We start from the raw sequence: 13122 nt of genomic DNA, 5'->3' as shown, positions 1-13122 counted from the left end.
ATGCCGTATCGACCGTTTCCGGCGCCATCGTGCCATCCTGCAATACGTCAGGTCCGTTGCGCCTTCAGATGCTGCCAGATCTTCGCGAGAATGCCCTGCAGCGCATGGCGGTCGTGCTCGTCGAGACAGTCCACCAGTGACGCGCACATCGCCCAGAATGCCGGCAGCGCCCGGCCGAGCACGTCGCGCCCCTCGTCCGTCAACGTCAGTGAAATGCTGCGCCGATCGTCCTGATTCAGCGCGCGCGTGAGCAGCGCGCGCTTCTCCAGCCAGTCCAGCAGCCCCGTGACCGTCGAGCGCGTCACACCAAAATAATCCGCGATATATGACGGCGTCACCGCGCGGCTGTCGATCAACCCACGCTCGGCCAGCCCGAAGATCATCAGCACGTCGAGCTTGCTTTCCGTCAGCCCGAACGCCGTCAACGATGCGTTCGCACGATGCTCGACATCGTCGGAGAGCCAAAGCAGCAGCAGCCCCAGCCCGGCCGCCCCCGCATCGGTACCGCGCGACGCCGTTTGCGCCATCAACGCAAGATGCGGCCGTGCGGCCGACACGGCGTCGCCGGCCGGCGTGTCCATCTCGGGCTGGGGTGTCCGGGCAGCCTTCATCGCTTTCACGACTTTCGTCGCCTTCGCGGTCTTGTTGATCGTGGCAGGGGTCTTGCGTGCAGTCATGGGCGTCAATCGAATCGGCAATCGAGGAAGGGGCGGGTCAAATTATACGACGACCGAATAATTCGTTTACGTATAGTACGGTTTACGTACTATAATTTGTCACGCCGATGCCCTCCCGGCTTCCGCAACCTTCTGCCGCCCCGTCGGCGGCGCTATCCTGAACCGCATGAGGACACTGCAATGCCCATCAACGTACTCGAACTTCATCACGTCGGATTCGGTGTGACCCACGCCCAGGCCGATGCCATGCTCGACTTCTATCGTGATGTCCTGAGTCTGCCGCAGGATCCGGCGCGCTGGAAGATTCCCGGCATCTACGGCTCGTGGATCAACCTGCCCAACGGCACCCAGTTGCACATCCTGGGCACCGAAGGCGTCTCACGCTACGCGAAAGGCCCTGGCCAGGACCCCGTGTCGAATCACATCGCGCTCGCCGTCGAGGACGTGCTGGCTGCCGAGCAGGAACTCGTCGAGCGTGACATCGCGTACTTCACGCTCGACAACGTCGCGTCGCCCGATCTGAAGCAACTGTTCCTGCACGACCCCGCGGGCAATCTGGTGGAGCTTCACCAGTCCAATGCGCGCCGCGCCGGCATCGACAAGCCCGTTCAGAATCCTGCCCGCGTCGGCAACGAGTAACGACCGCTCCCGCTTCCAACGGATACTTTCCATGTATTTCGACATGCAAGCACTCAGCGGCCGGCAGCGCAGCAATCTCGTGCACTCCACCGTGCTGCCGCGCCCCATCGCCTGGGTGAGCTCCCGCAACGCCGAGGGCGAACTGAACGTCGCGCCGTTCTCGTTCTTCAACGCGATGTCCGGCGATCCGCCGGTCCTCTGCTTCTGCGTCGGCTCCCGAGACGGCGTGCTCAAGGACACCGCGCGAAACATCGCCGCACACGGCGAATTCGTGGTGAACCTGGTGTCGTCGGCACAGGCCCGCCGCATGGTCGTGACGTCGATCGACTTCGACACGGCCGTCGACGAATCCGTCGAGGCCGGCCTCGCGATGGCGCCGGGGCGCCTCGTCGACGTTCCGCGCATCCAGGACAGTCCTGCATCGATGGAATGCCGCGTGCGCCAGCTCGTCGATATCGATGCGCGCCGCACCCTGGTGATCGGCGACATCGTCGGCATGCATCTGATCGACGAATCGGTGACCGATACCGAGCGCATGTTCATCGACCCGTTGCCGATGCAACTGATCGGCAGGCTGCACAACCCGGGTTGGTATGGCGAAGTCACACACGCTTTCCAGATGCCGGCGCCGTCGCTCGCGCAGTGGCGTGACATGCAGCATGACGGTCTGGACCAGCAATATCTCGATGCACCGCTGCCGGTTGCGCCGGTACGTCAAGGACCGCCCCGATGCTGACTGACAACGACATTCGAACCTTCGCCCGCGAACTCGACGCCGCGGAGCAATCGCGTACCCAGATGAAGCAGATATCGCTCACCCGGCCCGATATCACGGTTGCCGACGCCTACGCGATCCAGCGGACCTGGGTCGACGCCAAGCTCGCACGCGGGCGCACCGTCATCGGCCACAAGATCGGGCTGACGTCTCGCGCCATGCAGATGGCATCACGGATCGACGAACCGGACTTCGGCGTGTTGCTCGACGACATGCGCTGGGAGGACGGTGGCGAGATCGATTGCGCGCGGCTGATCGTGCCGCGCGTCGAGGTGGAACTGGCATTCCTGCTCGACCACGCGCTGACCGGCCCCGACGTGACGCTCTTCGATGTCCTGGACGCCACCCGCTACGTGGTGCCGGCACTCGAAATCATCGACGCCCGTTCCGAGCAGTTCGATGCCCTGACCGGCCAGCCACGCAAGGTGTTCGACACCATCGCCGACAACGCGGCCAATGCCGGCGTGATTCTGGGCGGCAGGCCGGTGCGGGCTGCGGACGTCGACCTGCGTTGGGTCGGCACACTCCTGCAACGCAACGGCGTGATCGAGGAAACGGGGCTGGCCGCCGGGGTGCTCAATCATCCGGCCAACGGCGTAGCGTGGCTGGCGCGCCGACTCGCGGCCTTCGGCGAAGGGCTCCAGCCGATGCAGATCGTCCTGGCAGGATCGTTTACGCGCCCGGTATACGCGCGGCCCGGCGACACCTTCCACGCGGATTTCGGCCAGTTGGGCAGTGTGTCGTGCCGCTTTGTCTGATGCTGTCGATCTTGATCCGCCGCCTGGCTCCGCGTTAGTAACGTGCCCTTCCGGCCACGCTGCTTTCGACGCGTGCCGCATGCGGGAACGACCTGGGCCGGCACGGTGCTTCAACGGAGCAGGCAACGCACCGTTCACCGTACCCGTCATCGCACGCGACGAAACACACAAGCCGGACGCAGACATTGAAAACGTCAGAGCCGTTTCTGCTGAATACGATTCCGACTGAAAAGGCGAGCGCTCCGTCGCGCAGTGCTGTGACGAGAGGTAACGCAATGCTACATCGAATGCGACCGGATCAGATCTCGTCCGCAAACTCGTCGAGAAAGCGCTGCAACCGATCGCGGCGGACGATCGCGAGACGGGTACCGGTGACGGTCTGGAAACCGGTTGAAAGCTTCAACAGTTTCGTGCGGAAGTGATCGATCGCGAATCGTTTGTCGTCGAGTTCCCGTTCCGTTGCGTGCGGATCGGCCGGGTCATACAACGCGCTGCCCATCCGGCCCGCGACATAAAAGCACCGTGCGACGCCCACCATGCCGATCGCGTCGAGCCGGTCGGCATCCTGCAGCACCTTTGCTTCGAGCGTCGTCGGCGCGATACAGGCAGAAAAACTGTGCGCCTCGACCGCGTGCGCGACGGCGTCGATCTTCGCGTCCGGCCAATCCAGCAACTTCAGCACCTGCCGGGCCTTTTCCGCCGACAGCCGCGATGCCTGCGCGCGAAGCGGGGAATTTTTCTCCACCGCCACGCAGTCGTGCAGCAGTGTCGCGGCAAACAGCACCTCGGCGTCTCCGCCCTCCTTCGCCTGGATCGCGGCCGCGTTCTTCCACACGCGTTGCAGATGCGACGTGTCGTGGGAGCCGTCGCCATTGGCATCGCTCCAGTGAGCCAGCAAGGCCGTGGCCAGATCCTGAAAGGGGGCGAACGCAAGGAGAGTCATGGGGGAAATCGGTCGAGATCGGAATGCCGATTATCGCCGCAAGTGCCGCACCGCACACGATCGACTGTCCGATCCGCCATTGATCCCGACGGATCAGGCAAACCATTCCATCCGCGTGAACCCGGTTGGCTTATAGTGCGGCGTGCCAATACAACGAGGAGCGCTGCAATGACACTGCTGGCCAACGGTCCGTTTGAAGTGAAGCTGAATCCGGAATCCCTGAGTCCCGTCGCGGAACATACCGGGCTCGGGCGCATGTCGCTGGACAAGCAGTATCACGGCGACCTGGAGGCCGTCAGTCATGGCGAGATGCTCGCGTTTCGAAGCAGCGTCCAGGGCTCCGCAGGCTATGTGGCCATGGAAACCGTGCAAGGCGCGCTGGGCGGCCGCCACGGCAGTTTCGTCCTGCAGCACAGCTCCACCATGACCCGCGGGCAGCCGCAGCAGTCGATCACCGTCGTGCCCGATTCCGGAACGGGAGAGTTGCTGGGGCTCTCCGGCTCGATGATCATCGCCATCGACGACGGCCGGCACTCATACCGCTTCGACTACACGCTGCCTGACTCGCCTCGGTAAGCCGACTGATGGGAATGCGGCTGCCTCATGGTGTGCCGCGCCGGCGCAGTGACGCAGTCCCCTCTCATTCACCTGCACGATACCCGGCGCTTGCGCGTCGAAGGCATCGCCGGGTTCGCTCATGATCGTGTGAATGCGCTCGACCTCGGCGACGCGCTCAGCAATCGCCGAACCATCACGCCACGATCACAACCGGTTCAATTCCACGCATGGCGCGCCGGGCGCACGCCGTTCAGGTAGTAGTTGCCGACGAGGTGATATTTCCAGCGCACCGGATCGTGCAACGTATGCGTGCGTGCATTGCGCCAGTGCCGGTCGAGGTTGTGCTCGGCCAGCGTCGCCTGCGTGCCGGCCAGCTCGAACAGCTTCTCGCCCGCGAGCAGCGCGATCTCCGTCGTCAGCACCTTCGCCTCGCCCACCGCCACCGACGCACGCGCGACATCGTCTTCCGTCACGTCGCCGCGCGCCGCGATCTCGTCGAGCGTACGCGCCGCGCGCTCGAGCAGCGCCTCCGCCGCATGCAGCTGGATGTGCAGATGGCCGATTTCGCGGATCGTCAACGGATCGTCGACCGCGCGCTCGACGCCGCTGTCGACCCACGGCCGCGTGCGCGTGCGCACGAACGCCAGCGTATCGTCGAGCGCGGCCCTGGCGATGCCCGCGTCGATCGCGGCCTGGATGATCTGCGACAGCGGGCCGTTCAGCGTCGGCAGATCCGACACGCGCTGGGCCGGCAGCACGTGCGATGCCGGCACGCGCACGTTGTCGAGCACGACGGTGCCGCTCGCGGTGGTCCGCTGCCCGAACCCCGACCAGTCGTCGATCACGGTCAGCCCCGGCGCCGGCTGGCGAATGTAAGCGAGCCACGCGTGGCGCTCGTCGTCGAGGCCGAGCACCGGCACGTAGTGCGCGAACAGCGCCCCGGTCGAATAGAACTTGGTGCCGTCGACGACGTAATCGTCGCCGTCCCGGCGCACACGCGTCTTCAGGTCGAGCACGTGCTTCGTGCCCTTCTCCGAAAAGCCGTTGCCGAACCGCTTGCCGCTCAGCACTTCCGAGAACAGGTGGCGCTTCTGCGCGTCGGTGCCGGTCAGCGCGATCACGTCGACCAGCCCAAAATGATTCTGCGGCAACTGCCCGAGCGACGGATCGGCCGCCGCGACGATCTTCACCACCTCCGTCAGCGTCACATGCGAGACGCCCGCGCCGCCATAAGCCTTCGGCACGGTGATGGCCCACAGCCCCGACTGCGAGAACCATTCAATCTCGTCGCGCGGCAGCCGGCGCTCCCGGTCACGCTCGGCCGCACCTTGCGCGAGCCGTTGCGCAAGCGCATGCGCGGTCGCGATGGCCTGCGCGTCGTCGGCGATCACGTGCGCCACCTGCGGTTGCGTATCGGCGGGCCGTTCCTGGATCGTGGCGCTCGTCTCTGACATCGGGCTCTCCTGCTGATTGACGGAAACGTTCAATCTAACAGCGCCCCGCGCGCCGGCAAACCGAGCGATTCGCACAACGATATTCCTTCGAACGGCAAACGATGCGGCACGCCGCACGCAAGAAACCACGCGTCAGCAGCGGCATCGACGCTCCGGCATCGATGCCGCGCCGCCTCGCCTGCGTAATGCCCGGTGGCGATAACGATGTACGAATCCGTTATTGGATCGTCCGCATCGTGCTTCCTATACTGGCCTGCCGGCATCGACGGCCCCCGCCTTTCAAGGACCACCGCATGACTTCGTCTCCCGCAGCAACCGAGCTTTCCACCGGCACCGACTATGACGCGCTTGCCAGCCGCTTCAGGCCGATCTTCGAACGCATCGCGGCCGGCACCGCGGAACGCGAACGCCGCCGCGAACTGCCGCACGAGGCGATCGGCTGGCTGAAGGCCGCCGGCTTCGGCGCCGTGCGGCTGCCGGTGCGCGATGGCGGCGCCGGCGCATCGCTGCCGCAGCTGTTCCGGCTGCTGACCGAGCTCGCCGCCGCCGATTCCAACCTGCCGCAGGCATTGCGCGGGCACTTCGCGTTCGTCGAGGACTGGCTGAACGCGCCGCCCGGCGCCGACCGCCAGACGTGGTTCGACCGCTTCGCGAGCGGCCAGCTCGTCGGCAACGCGTGGACCGAGACCGGCGACGTGTCGCTCGGCCAGACCATCACGAAAGTTTCTGAAAAGAATGGCCGGCTCGTGCTGAACGGCCGGAAGTTCTACAGCACCGGCAGCCTGTTCGCCGACTGGATCGACGTGTTCGCGCAACGCGCGAGCGACGGCAGCGACGTGATCGTCGCCGTCGCGACCGCGCAGCCCGGCGTGATCCGCGAAGACGACTGGGACGGCTTCGGCCAGACGACGACCGGCAGCGGCACCACGCGCTTCGAAGACGCGACGGTCGACGCACGGGACGTGATCGACTTCGCGCGACGCTTCAAGTACCAGACCGCGTTCTACCAGCTCTTCCATGTCGCGACGCTGGCCGGCATCGGCCACGCGATCGTGCGCGACGCCGGCGACCTGGTGCGCCACCGCACCCGTGTATACAGCCACGGCAACGCCCCGCGTGCAGGCGACGACGCGCAACTGCAGCAGGTGGTCGGCGAGATCGCGTCGTGGGCCTATGCGGCCGACGCGCTCGCGCTGCGCGCCGCGCAGCCGCTGCAACAGGCCTATGAAGCGCACTTCGGCGGCGACGCAGCGGCCGAGCACGATGCGAACGTCGCGGCCGAGATCGAATCCGCGCAGAGCCAGCTCGTCGTGTCGGAACTCGTGTTGCGCGCGGCGACGCACCTGTTCGACGCACTCGGCGCATCCGCCACCCGCAGCACGACGGCACTCGATCGCCACTGGCGCAACGCGCGCACCGTGTCATCGCACAATCCGCTCGTCTACAAGGCGCGGATCGTCGGCGACTGGGTCATCAACGGGCGCACGCCGCCGTTCGTCTGGCAGGTCGGCAACGGCGCGGGCGATGGCGCGAGCACGCATGCAGAAACGGGAGCCGCCCAATGAGCAAGACCAGCAAGACCATCCGCTTCAATGCATTCGAGATGAACTGCGTCGGCCACCAGTCGCCCGGGCTGTGGGCCCATCCGCGCGACCGGTCGTGGCAATACAAGGATCTCGACTACTGGACCGACCTCGCCCGCGTGCTCGAACGCGGGATTTTCGACGCGATCTTCATCGCGGACGTGATCGGCTACTACGACGTCTACAAAGGCAGCAACTACCACGCGCTGCACCAGGCCGCGCAGATCCCGGTCAACGATCCGCTGCAGCTCGCCGCGCCGATCGCGATGGCGACCGAGCATCTCGGCATCGGCATCACCGCGTCGACGACGTTCGAACACCCGTACACGTTCGCGCGCCGGCTGTCGACCGCCGACCATCACACGAAGGGCCGGCTCGCGTGGAACATCGTCACGTCCTACCTCGAAAGCGGCGCGAAGAACGTCGGCGACCACGGCCTGCGCACGCACGACGACCGCTATGCCGTCGCGGCCGAATACGTCGAGGTGCTGTACAAGCTGTTCGAAGGCAGCTGGGAAGACGGCGCGGTGGTGCGCGACCGCGACGGCCGCGTGTTCACGCATCCGGAGAAGGTGCACGAGATCGGCCACAAGGGCCGCTTCTTCGACGTGCCCGGCTACCACCTGTGCGAACCGTCGCCGCAGCGCACGCCGGTGCTGTTCCAGGCCGGCGCGTCCGGCCCCGGCAAGACATTCGCCGCGCAGCATGCCGAATGCGTGTTCGTCGCCGCGCCGACCCGCGCGCAGCTCGCGCGCTACGTGGCCGACGTGCGCGCGCAGGCCACCGCCGCGGGGCGGGACGCGAGCAAGGTATTGATCTACAACCTCGTCACCGTGATCGTTGATGAGACCGACGAGAAGGCGCAGGCCAAGTTCGACGAATATCGCAAGTACGTGTCGTACGACGGCTCGCTGGTCTTCATGTCCGGCTGGACCGGCATCGACTTCGGCCAGTACGCGCCGAACGATCCCGTCCGGCGCGTCGAAACGAATGCAATCGTGTCGGCGGTCGAGCACCTGTCGGGCGGCGACACCGCATGGACGATCGAGGAACTGGCGGCCTGGGGCGGCATCGGTGGCCTGGGCCCGGTCTTCGTCGGCTCGGCGGCGACCGTCGCGGACATCCTGCAGGAGTGGGTCGCCGCCACCGACGTGGACGGCTTCAACCTCGCGTATGCGGTCGCGCACGAAACTTTCGAGGACGTCGTGCGTCATCTCGTCCCCGAACTGCAGCGGCGCGGCGTGTATCCGACCGGCTATGCGCCGGGCACGCTGCGCGAGAAACTGTTCGGCGGGTCGGCACGGCTGCCGGACGAACATCCGGCCGCGCAGTTCCGCGACATCGAGCAGGTCAAGCGCGATGCCGAGCGGGTAGCGGCCTGAGCGTACCGCAACGCGGCAGCTGGTCGGCCCGTGTGCGGGCCGGCCGGCGCCACGACAAGCAGAGCAACCGGTACGTCGGGCCGCTCGCCCGACACGCCGCCTGATCGCCCCACTCCCCTCAGTCGAAACCCGGTGCAGCCCCGCTGCGCATTCTGCTTGCGCACCCGCGCATCGAGATGCGATGCGGGTATCTCGGCAACGACTACGCGCGCACCGAAGAAAGCGCGCGCATGTTCCAGACGACGAGCGACAGAGATCCTGCGCAACTGCGCGCGTCTCGACACGCGAAGCCGTCTAGCTCCGGCTAGCAGGCATTCTGTTCTCCCGATCCGGTTCTCCCAAGCGATATAAATCGATAAATTAATCGGCCCGCGTCATAAAGGTGCCCGTGCCCGCGCTTAGCAGCAACGCGCATGTTCAATCGCGGATTTCTTCGTTACCGGAACCCCGGTGCTTCGTTACATTAGCCGGTCACCCTGCCTGTTTCCGGCTCGCTGCCGTTCTTCCGGAGAATCCCCGATGAAGCTGTCCTGGTCCCGCGCATGGCAATCCGCGGCCCTCGTCGTTGCCGCGTTCGCCGGCCTCGTCTCGGTGCACGCACGCGCAGCGACGCCCGCGGAAATCCGCGTCGACTACGCGTACTACTCACCGGAGAGCCTGGTGATCCGCCACTTCGGCTGGCTCGAAGACGAATTCAAGGCCGACCGCACGTCGATTCGCTGGGTGCTGAGCCTGGGCAGCAATCGCGCACTCGAATACCTGAACAGCGGTGCGGTCGATTTCGGTTCCGCCGCCGGTCTCGCGTCGGTGCTCGCGCGTGCGAACGGCAACCCGATCCATACGGTCTACGTGTTCTCCCGCCCCGAGTGGACCGCGCTCGTGGTCCGCAAGGATTCGCCGATCCGCTCGCTCGCGGACCTGAAGGGCAAGAAAATCGCCGCGACGCGCGGCACCGATCCGTTCCTGTTCACGCTGCGCGCGCTGCACACGGTCGGCCTGACCCGCGACGACGTCGAGATCGTCAACCTGCAGCATCCCGACGGGCGGACCGCACTCGCGAACGGCCAGGTCGATGCATGGGCCGGTCTCGATCCGCACATGGCCGCGGCGCAGCTCGACGACGGCGCTCGCCTGCTCTACCGCAATGTCGCGTTCAACACCTACGGCTTCCTGAACGTTCGCGACGCATTCGCCAGCCAGTACCCGCAAGCAGTCACGCGCGTACTGAAGGTCTACGATCGCGCGCGCCAGTGGATCGTCGCGCATCCGGCCGACACCGCACAGATCGTCGCCGACGAATCGAAGGTATCGCTGCAGGTCGCGAAACTGCAGCTTCAGCGCAACGACTTCAGCGATCCCGTTCCCGGCGAAACCCAGCGCGCGGCGCTGAAGGCAGCCGCGCCGGTGCTGACGGCCGAGCAGTTGACCAAGCCCGGCGTCGATCCCGCGAAGATCGTCGATACGCTGATCGATCCGACGTTCGCGCGCCCGCTCGTCGCCGCTTCGCACTGAGGCTGTCGCCCATGACGAACACCGCCGCCCGCGACGACACGCTCGCGCCTCGTCGCCCCGCTTCGCCGCGCGCCGGCCGGCGTGATCCGCTTCGCCGGTGGCGGATCGCGGGCCTCGCGCTGCCGTTCGCGGTGCTCGCGTTGCTGGAGGTCATCGTGCGGCAGGGTTGGCTACCGGACCATCTCGTCCCGGCGCCCAGCGAGATTCTCGACACGCTCGCCCGGATGGGCATCACGCGCGTGGCGCGCCATGTCGGCGCGAGTACGCTGCGGGTCGCGGCGGGTTTTGCGGCCGGCGCCGCACTCGCGCTCGTCGTCGGTGCGGCGATGGGCCTGAGCCGCCGGATCGACGCGCTGCTCGAACCGACGTTCCAGGCATTACGCGCGATTCCGTCGCTCGCATGGGTGCCGGTGTTGCTGCTGTGGCTCGGCATCGATGAAGCGCCGAAGATCACGCTCATTGCCATTGGCGCATTCTTCCCGGTGCACCTCGCGGTGGTCGCCGGCATTCGCGACGTCGACCGCAAGCTCGTCGAACTTGGCGCGGTGTACCGGCTCGGCCCGCTCGCGCTGTTCCGGCGAATCCTGCTGCCGGCCGCGCTGCCGCAAATCGTCACCGGCTTGCGTACCGGCCTCAGTCTCGCGTGGATGTTCATGGTCGCCGCGGAGTTGATCGCGGCCACGCGCGGCCTCGGCTTCCTGTTGAGCGATGGCCGCGAAACCGGGCGGCCCGATCTCGTGTTCGGTGCGATCCTGCTGCTGGCCTTGCTCGGCAAGCTGACCGACGGCGCAATGGCGCGCATCGAGTCACACTGGCTCGGCTGGCGCGACGCATTCGATCACGCGCCAAGCAAGGTATCGGAATGAGCACACGTCCTTCCGCACACACCGCAGCGGACACCGCGACACCGCTGCTCGATCTGCGAATCACCCGCAAGCTTTACGGCGATCGCACGATCCTCGCCGACGTCCCGCTGCAGGTCACGCGTGGCGAGATCGTCTGCGTGGTCGGCCCGAGCGGTTGCGGGAAGAGCACGCTGCTGCGGATCGTCGCCGGCCTCGACACGGATTTCCGCGGCCGCGTGAAGCTGGGAGGCATCGCGCTCGACGGCCCCTCTCCGCGCGTCGGCGTGATCTTTCAGGAGCCGCGACTGCTGCCGTGGCTCTCGATCGCGGACAACGTCGGCTTTGCGGCCGGGCCGCGAGGCGGGCGCGAGCCGGCCGTCGCCCGGCTGCTCGACGAAGTCGGCCTGGCCGGTGTCGCCCGGCAACTGCCGGCCACGTTGTCGGGCGGGATGGCCCAGCGCGCCGCGATCGCGCGCGGGCTGTTCGGCGAGCCCGACCTGCTGCTGCTCGACGAACCGTTCAGCGCGGTCGATGCGATGACCCGGATGCGCTTGCAGACGCTGCTGCTCGATGTCGTCGACCGGCACCGGATGGCCGCGATCGTCGTCACGCACGATCTGGACGAAGCGCTGTACCTCGGCGATCGCGTGCTGATGCTCGCGCCCGACCCGGGCCGCATCGACGACGAGATCCATGTCGAGGTCGCACGGCCGCGCGACCGGCGCGACCCGTCGCTGGCCGTGCTGCGCGCGCGGCTGCTGGACGCATTCCAGCACCTTCAGGATCGTGCCGACGGGGCGAGGCGTCCGCCGCGCGGCTATCAAGGTGCAGAATCCGGAATTCGCGTGAGCTGATTCGTCAGCGGCTGATTCATCGCCTGCCTATCCCGGCCGCGATCCGGCACGCGTTCAGCGCCGAGACTACACATCCGTCGTCGTGTCGTGCCAGTGCGACGAGCGTCTCCGTCGTATCGGGGCCCCAATAGGGTGCGCGGGGGAACAGGCGTGCCCGCTCACGTCTCGGCGATGTGAAATGCTGCGATACGCCGGTGCACGCGCGCACTTCAACCGTGCGTATGTCGCAATTCGCCGTCGATCGTCTGCGGCAATCTCAGCAGGTTGAAGATCGGGCACACGGCCTCGACCGCCTGATGCAGTTCACGAATCGTCTCCGGCGGCTCGGGCGAAACGATATCGAGCGTGTAGCGGAGGTTGTGCGGGAACACCGGCACATGCTCGAAGCCCGGCTGCTGCGCGAGCGGATGCTGGTCGCCGGTCACTTCGACTTCGATCGAATCGATCTTCAGGCCGCGCTCCGCGGCCTGGATCAGCGTGATGTGCGTCAGGCAGCTGCCCAGCACGCCGAGCTGCAACTCCGGCGACGCCGGCCCGAGGTTGTAGCCCGCGAAATCGGGCGGACTGTCGCTGATCACCTGGAAATCGCGAATGCGGATCTCGCGCACGCCGCTGCGGCCCAGCGCGCGCACGGTCGCTTTCAGCGGGGTCGCCTTGACATCCGGATCGTTGCGGGCCGCATCCTTTTTCGCGAGCCAGGCGTCGCGCTTCTGTTCGAGATAGTCGTTCAGTGTCGTCATGATCGCGCCGCCAGGGTCGCAATGATTGGCCTCGCATACGGCGGCCGATTGAGGGGAGTGGTCATGCTATTCCCTTCCGCTTCGGCCACTAAACGATCTTTCCAGCAAAGCAATTCGCGGCGCGTGATGTCACATTGCGACATGCGCGTTCCGGTACCGTCGGACTTCCTTCACGGTCCCCTACTTATCCACAATTTCCGTGCATAACCCTGTGGAGAACCTTGACGCAATCGCGCTGCAGCCCTTGCCGACAGGCGTCACCGCGCCGCTATCGCCGCCTCGCAGGCACTGCACGTTTACCGCTCTCACCGGGTTCGGTGCTCGTCCGGATCTCGCGCCTCATCGGGCCGGCGCATGGGTCGCGTCGATATCGGCGGTCAGGATGCCCGCACCAGAAATGTG

Annotated in this window: 13 protein-coding genes; 9 read left to right on the top strand and 4 right to left on the bottom strand. The window is 66.4% G+C overall.

Going from position 1 to position 13122, the window contains the following annotated elements:
* Window positions 1-47: 47 nt before the first annotated feature.
* The gene (locus ACPTTF_RS34180; RefSeq protein WP_166958834.1) at window positions 48-611 is read right to left on the bottom strand and encodes a MarR family winged helix-turn-helix transcriptional regulator; all 564 of its coding nucleotides are present in this window, start codon (window positions 609-611) and stop codon (window positions 48-50) included.
* A gap of 246 nt (window positions 612-857) precedes the next feature.
* Between ACPTTF_RS34180 and ACPTTF_RS34175 the strand changes: the two genes are divergently transcribed.
* The 3 genes from ACPTTF_RS34175 to hpaH are packed head-to-tail and all read left to right on the top strand — an operon-like array spanning window position 858 to window position 2849.
* Window positions 858-1316 carry a VOC family protein gene (locus ACPTTF_RS34175; RefSeq protein ID WP_423372040.1) on the top strand — a complete coding sequence of 153 codons (459 nt, stop codon included), beginning with the start codon at window positions 858-860 and terminating at the stop codon, window positions 1314-1316.
* A 31-nt stretch (window positions 1317-1347) separates the two neighbouring features.
* Complete coding sequence (locus ACPTTF_RS34170) at window positions 1348-2052, top strand: flavin reductase family protein (RefSeq protein WP_166958836.1); 705 nt, start codon at window positions 1348-1350, stop codon at window positions 2050-2052.
* Complete coding sequence (hpaH, locus tag ACPTTF_RS34165) at window positions 2046-2849, top strand: 2-oxo-hept-4-ene-1,7-dioate hydratase (protein WP_166958582.1); 804 nt, start codon at window positions 2046-2048, stop codon at window positions 2847-2849. The genes ACPTTF_RS34170 and hpaH overlap by 7 nt, the downstream gene beginning before the upstream one ends.
* 298 nt (window positions 2850-3147) lie before the next feature.
* On the opposite strand, the gene ACPTTF_RS34160 is transcribed toward hpaH, so the two are convergent.
* Window positions 3148-3792, bottom strand: a complete 645-nt coding sequence (locus ACPTTF_RS34160; protein WP_423372039.1) for an HD domain-containing protein — start codon at window positions 3790-3792, stop codon at window positions 3148-3150.
* 168 nt (window positions 3793-3960) lie between these two features.
* Here ACPTTF_RS34160 and ACPTTF_RS34155 point away from each other — a divergent pair, with 168 nt between their 5' ends.
* Window positions 3961-4368, top strand: coding sequence for a DUF3224 domain-containing protein (locus ACPTTF_RS34155; protein WP_423372038.1), 408 nt, complete (start codon window positions 3961-3963; stop codon window positions 4366-4368).
* Between the two features lie 197 nt (window positions 4369-4565).
* Here the strand turns inward: ACPTTF_RS34155 and ACPTTF_RS34150 are convergent, their stop codons facing one another.
* Window positions 4566-5804 carry an SfnB family sulfur acquisition oxidoreductase gene (locus tag ACPTTF_RS34150; RefSeq protein ID WP_423372037.1) on the bottom strand — a complete coding sequence of 413 codons (1239 nt, stop codon included), beginning with the start codon at window positions 5802-5804 and terminating at the stop codon, window positions 4566-4568.
* A 293-nt stretch (window positions 5805-6097) separates the two neighbouring features.
* Between ACPTTF_RS34150 and ACPTTF_RS34145 the strand changes: the two genes are divergently transcribed.
* The 5 genes from ACPTTF_RS34145 (at window position 6098) to ACPTTF_RS34125 (ending at window position 11980) form a co-directional block, all read left to right on the top strand.
* Window positions 6098-7369 carry an acyl-CoA dehydrogenase family protein gene (locus ACPTTF_RS34145; RefSeq protein ID WP_423372036.1) on the top strand — a complete coding sequence of 424 codons (1272 nt, stop codon included), beginning with the start codon at window positions 6098-6100 and terminating at the stop codon, window positions 7367-7369.
* Window positions 7366-8769, top strand: coding sequence for an LLM class flavin-dependent oxidoreductase (locus ACPTTF_RS34140; RefSeq protein WP_166958592.1), 1404 nt, complete (start codon window positions 7366-7368; stop codon window positions 8767-8769). The genes ACPTTF_RS34145 and ACPTTF_RS34140 overlap by 4 nt, the downstream gene beginning before the upstream one ends.
* Before the next feature lie 519 nt (window positions 8770-9288).
* Window positions 9289-10281, top strand: a complete 993-nt coding sequence (locus ACPTTF_RS34135; RefSeq protein WP_423372035.1) for an aliphatic sulfonate ABC transporter substrate-binding protein — start codon at window positions 9289-9291, stop codon at window positions 10279-10281.
* Between the two features lie 11 nt (window positions 10282-10292).
* The gene (locus ACPTTF_RS34130; protein ID WP_423372034.1) at window positions 10293-11147 is read left to right on the top strand and encodes an ABC transporter permease; all 855 of its coding nucleotides are present in this window, start codon (window positions 10293-10295) and stop codon (window positions 11145-11147) included.
* Entirely contained in the window at window positions 11144-11980 is an 837-nt protein-coding gene (locus ACPTTF_RS34125) for an ABC transporter ATP-binding protein (RefSeq protein WP_423372033.1), read from the top strand. Before ACPTTF_RS34130 ends, ACPTTF_RS34125 begins: the two co-directional genes overlap by 4 nt.
* Before the next feature lie 209 nt (window positions 11981-12189).
* On the opposite strand, the gene ACPTTF_RS34120 is transcribed toward ACPTTF_RS34125, so the two are convergent.
* Window positions 12190-12720 carry an OsmC family protein gene (locus tag ACPTTF_RS34120; protein ID WP_423372032.1) on the bottom strand — a complete coding sequence of 177 codons (531 nt, stop codon included), beginning with the start codon at window positions 12718-12720 and terminating at the stop codon, window positions 12190-12192.
* Between the last annotated feature and the right edge of the window lie 402 nt (window positions 12721-13122).

Origin of the sequence: Burkholderia crassaminum, from assembly GCF_964265005.1 — a bacterium.
Taxonomy (GTDB): domain Bacteria; phylum Pseudomonadota; class Gammaproteobacteria; order Burkholderiales; family Burkholderiaceae; genus Burkholderia.
The sequence above is the reverse complement of the archived record's forward strand: the minus strand, read 5'-3'. Positions and strand labels throughout refer to the sequence as shown.

Bases quoted from the DNA above. Each gene is read 5' to 3' on its own strand.
- ACPTTF_RS34180 (WP_166958834.1), bottom strand. From the start codon at position 611: ATGAAGGCTGCCCGGACACCCCAGCCCGAGATGGACACGCCGGCCGGC.
- ACPTTF_RS34175 (WP_423372040.1), top strand. From the start codon at position 858: ATGCCCATCAACGTACTCGAACTTCATCACGTCGGATTCGGTGTGACC.
- ACPTTF_RS34170 (WP_166958836.1), top strand. From the start codon at position 1,348: ATGTATTTCGACATGCAAGCACTCAGCGGCCGGCAGCGCAGCAATCTC.
- hpaH (WP_166958582.1), top strand. From the start codon at position 2,046: ATGCTGACTGACAACGACATTCGAACCTTCGCCCGCGAACTCGACGCC.
- ACPTTF_RS34160 (WP_423372039.1), bottom strand. From the start codon at position 3,792: ATGACTCTCCTTGCGTTCGCCCCCTTTCAGGATCTGGCCACGGCCTTG.
- ACPTTF_RS34155 (WP_423372038.1), top strand. From the start codon at position 3,961: ATGACACTGCTGGCCAACGGTCCGTTTGAAGTGAAGCTGAATCCGGAA.
- ACPTTF_RS34150 (WP_423372037.1), bottom strand. From the start codon at position 5,804: ATGTCAGAGACGAGCGCCACGATCCAGGAACGGCCCGCCGATACGCAA.
- ACPTTF_RS34145 (WP_423372036.1), top strand. From the start codon at position 6,098: ATGACTTCGTCTCCCGCAGCAACCGAGCTTTCCACCGGCACCGACTAT.
- ACPTTF_RS34140 (WP_166958592.1), top strand. From the start codon at position 7,366: ATGAGCAAGACCAGCAAGACCATCCGCTTCAATGCATTCGAGATGAAC.
- ACPTTF_RS34135 (WP_423372035.1), top strand. From the start codon at position 9,289: ATGAAGCTGTCCTGGTCCCGCGCATGGCAATCCGCGGCCCTCGTCGTT.
- ACPTTF_RS34130 (WP_423372034.1), top strand. From the start codon at position 10,293: ATGACGAACACCGCCGCCCGCGACGACACGCTCGCGCCTCGTCGCCCC.
- ACPTTF_RS34125 (WP_423372033.1), top strand. From the start codon at position 11,144: ATGAGCACACGTCCTTCCGCACACACCGCAGCGGACACCGCGACACCG.
- ACPTTF_RS34120 (WP_423372032.1), bottom strand. From the start codon at position 12,720: ATGACGACACTGAACGACTATCTCGAACAGAAGCGCGACGCCTGGCTC.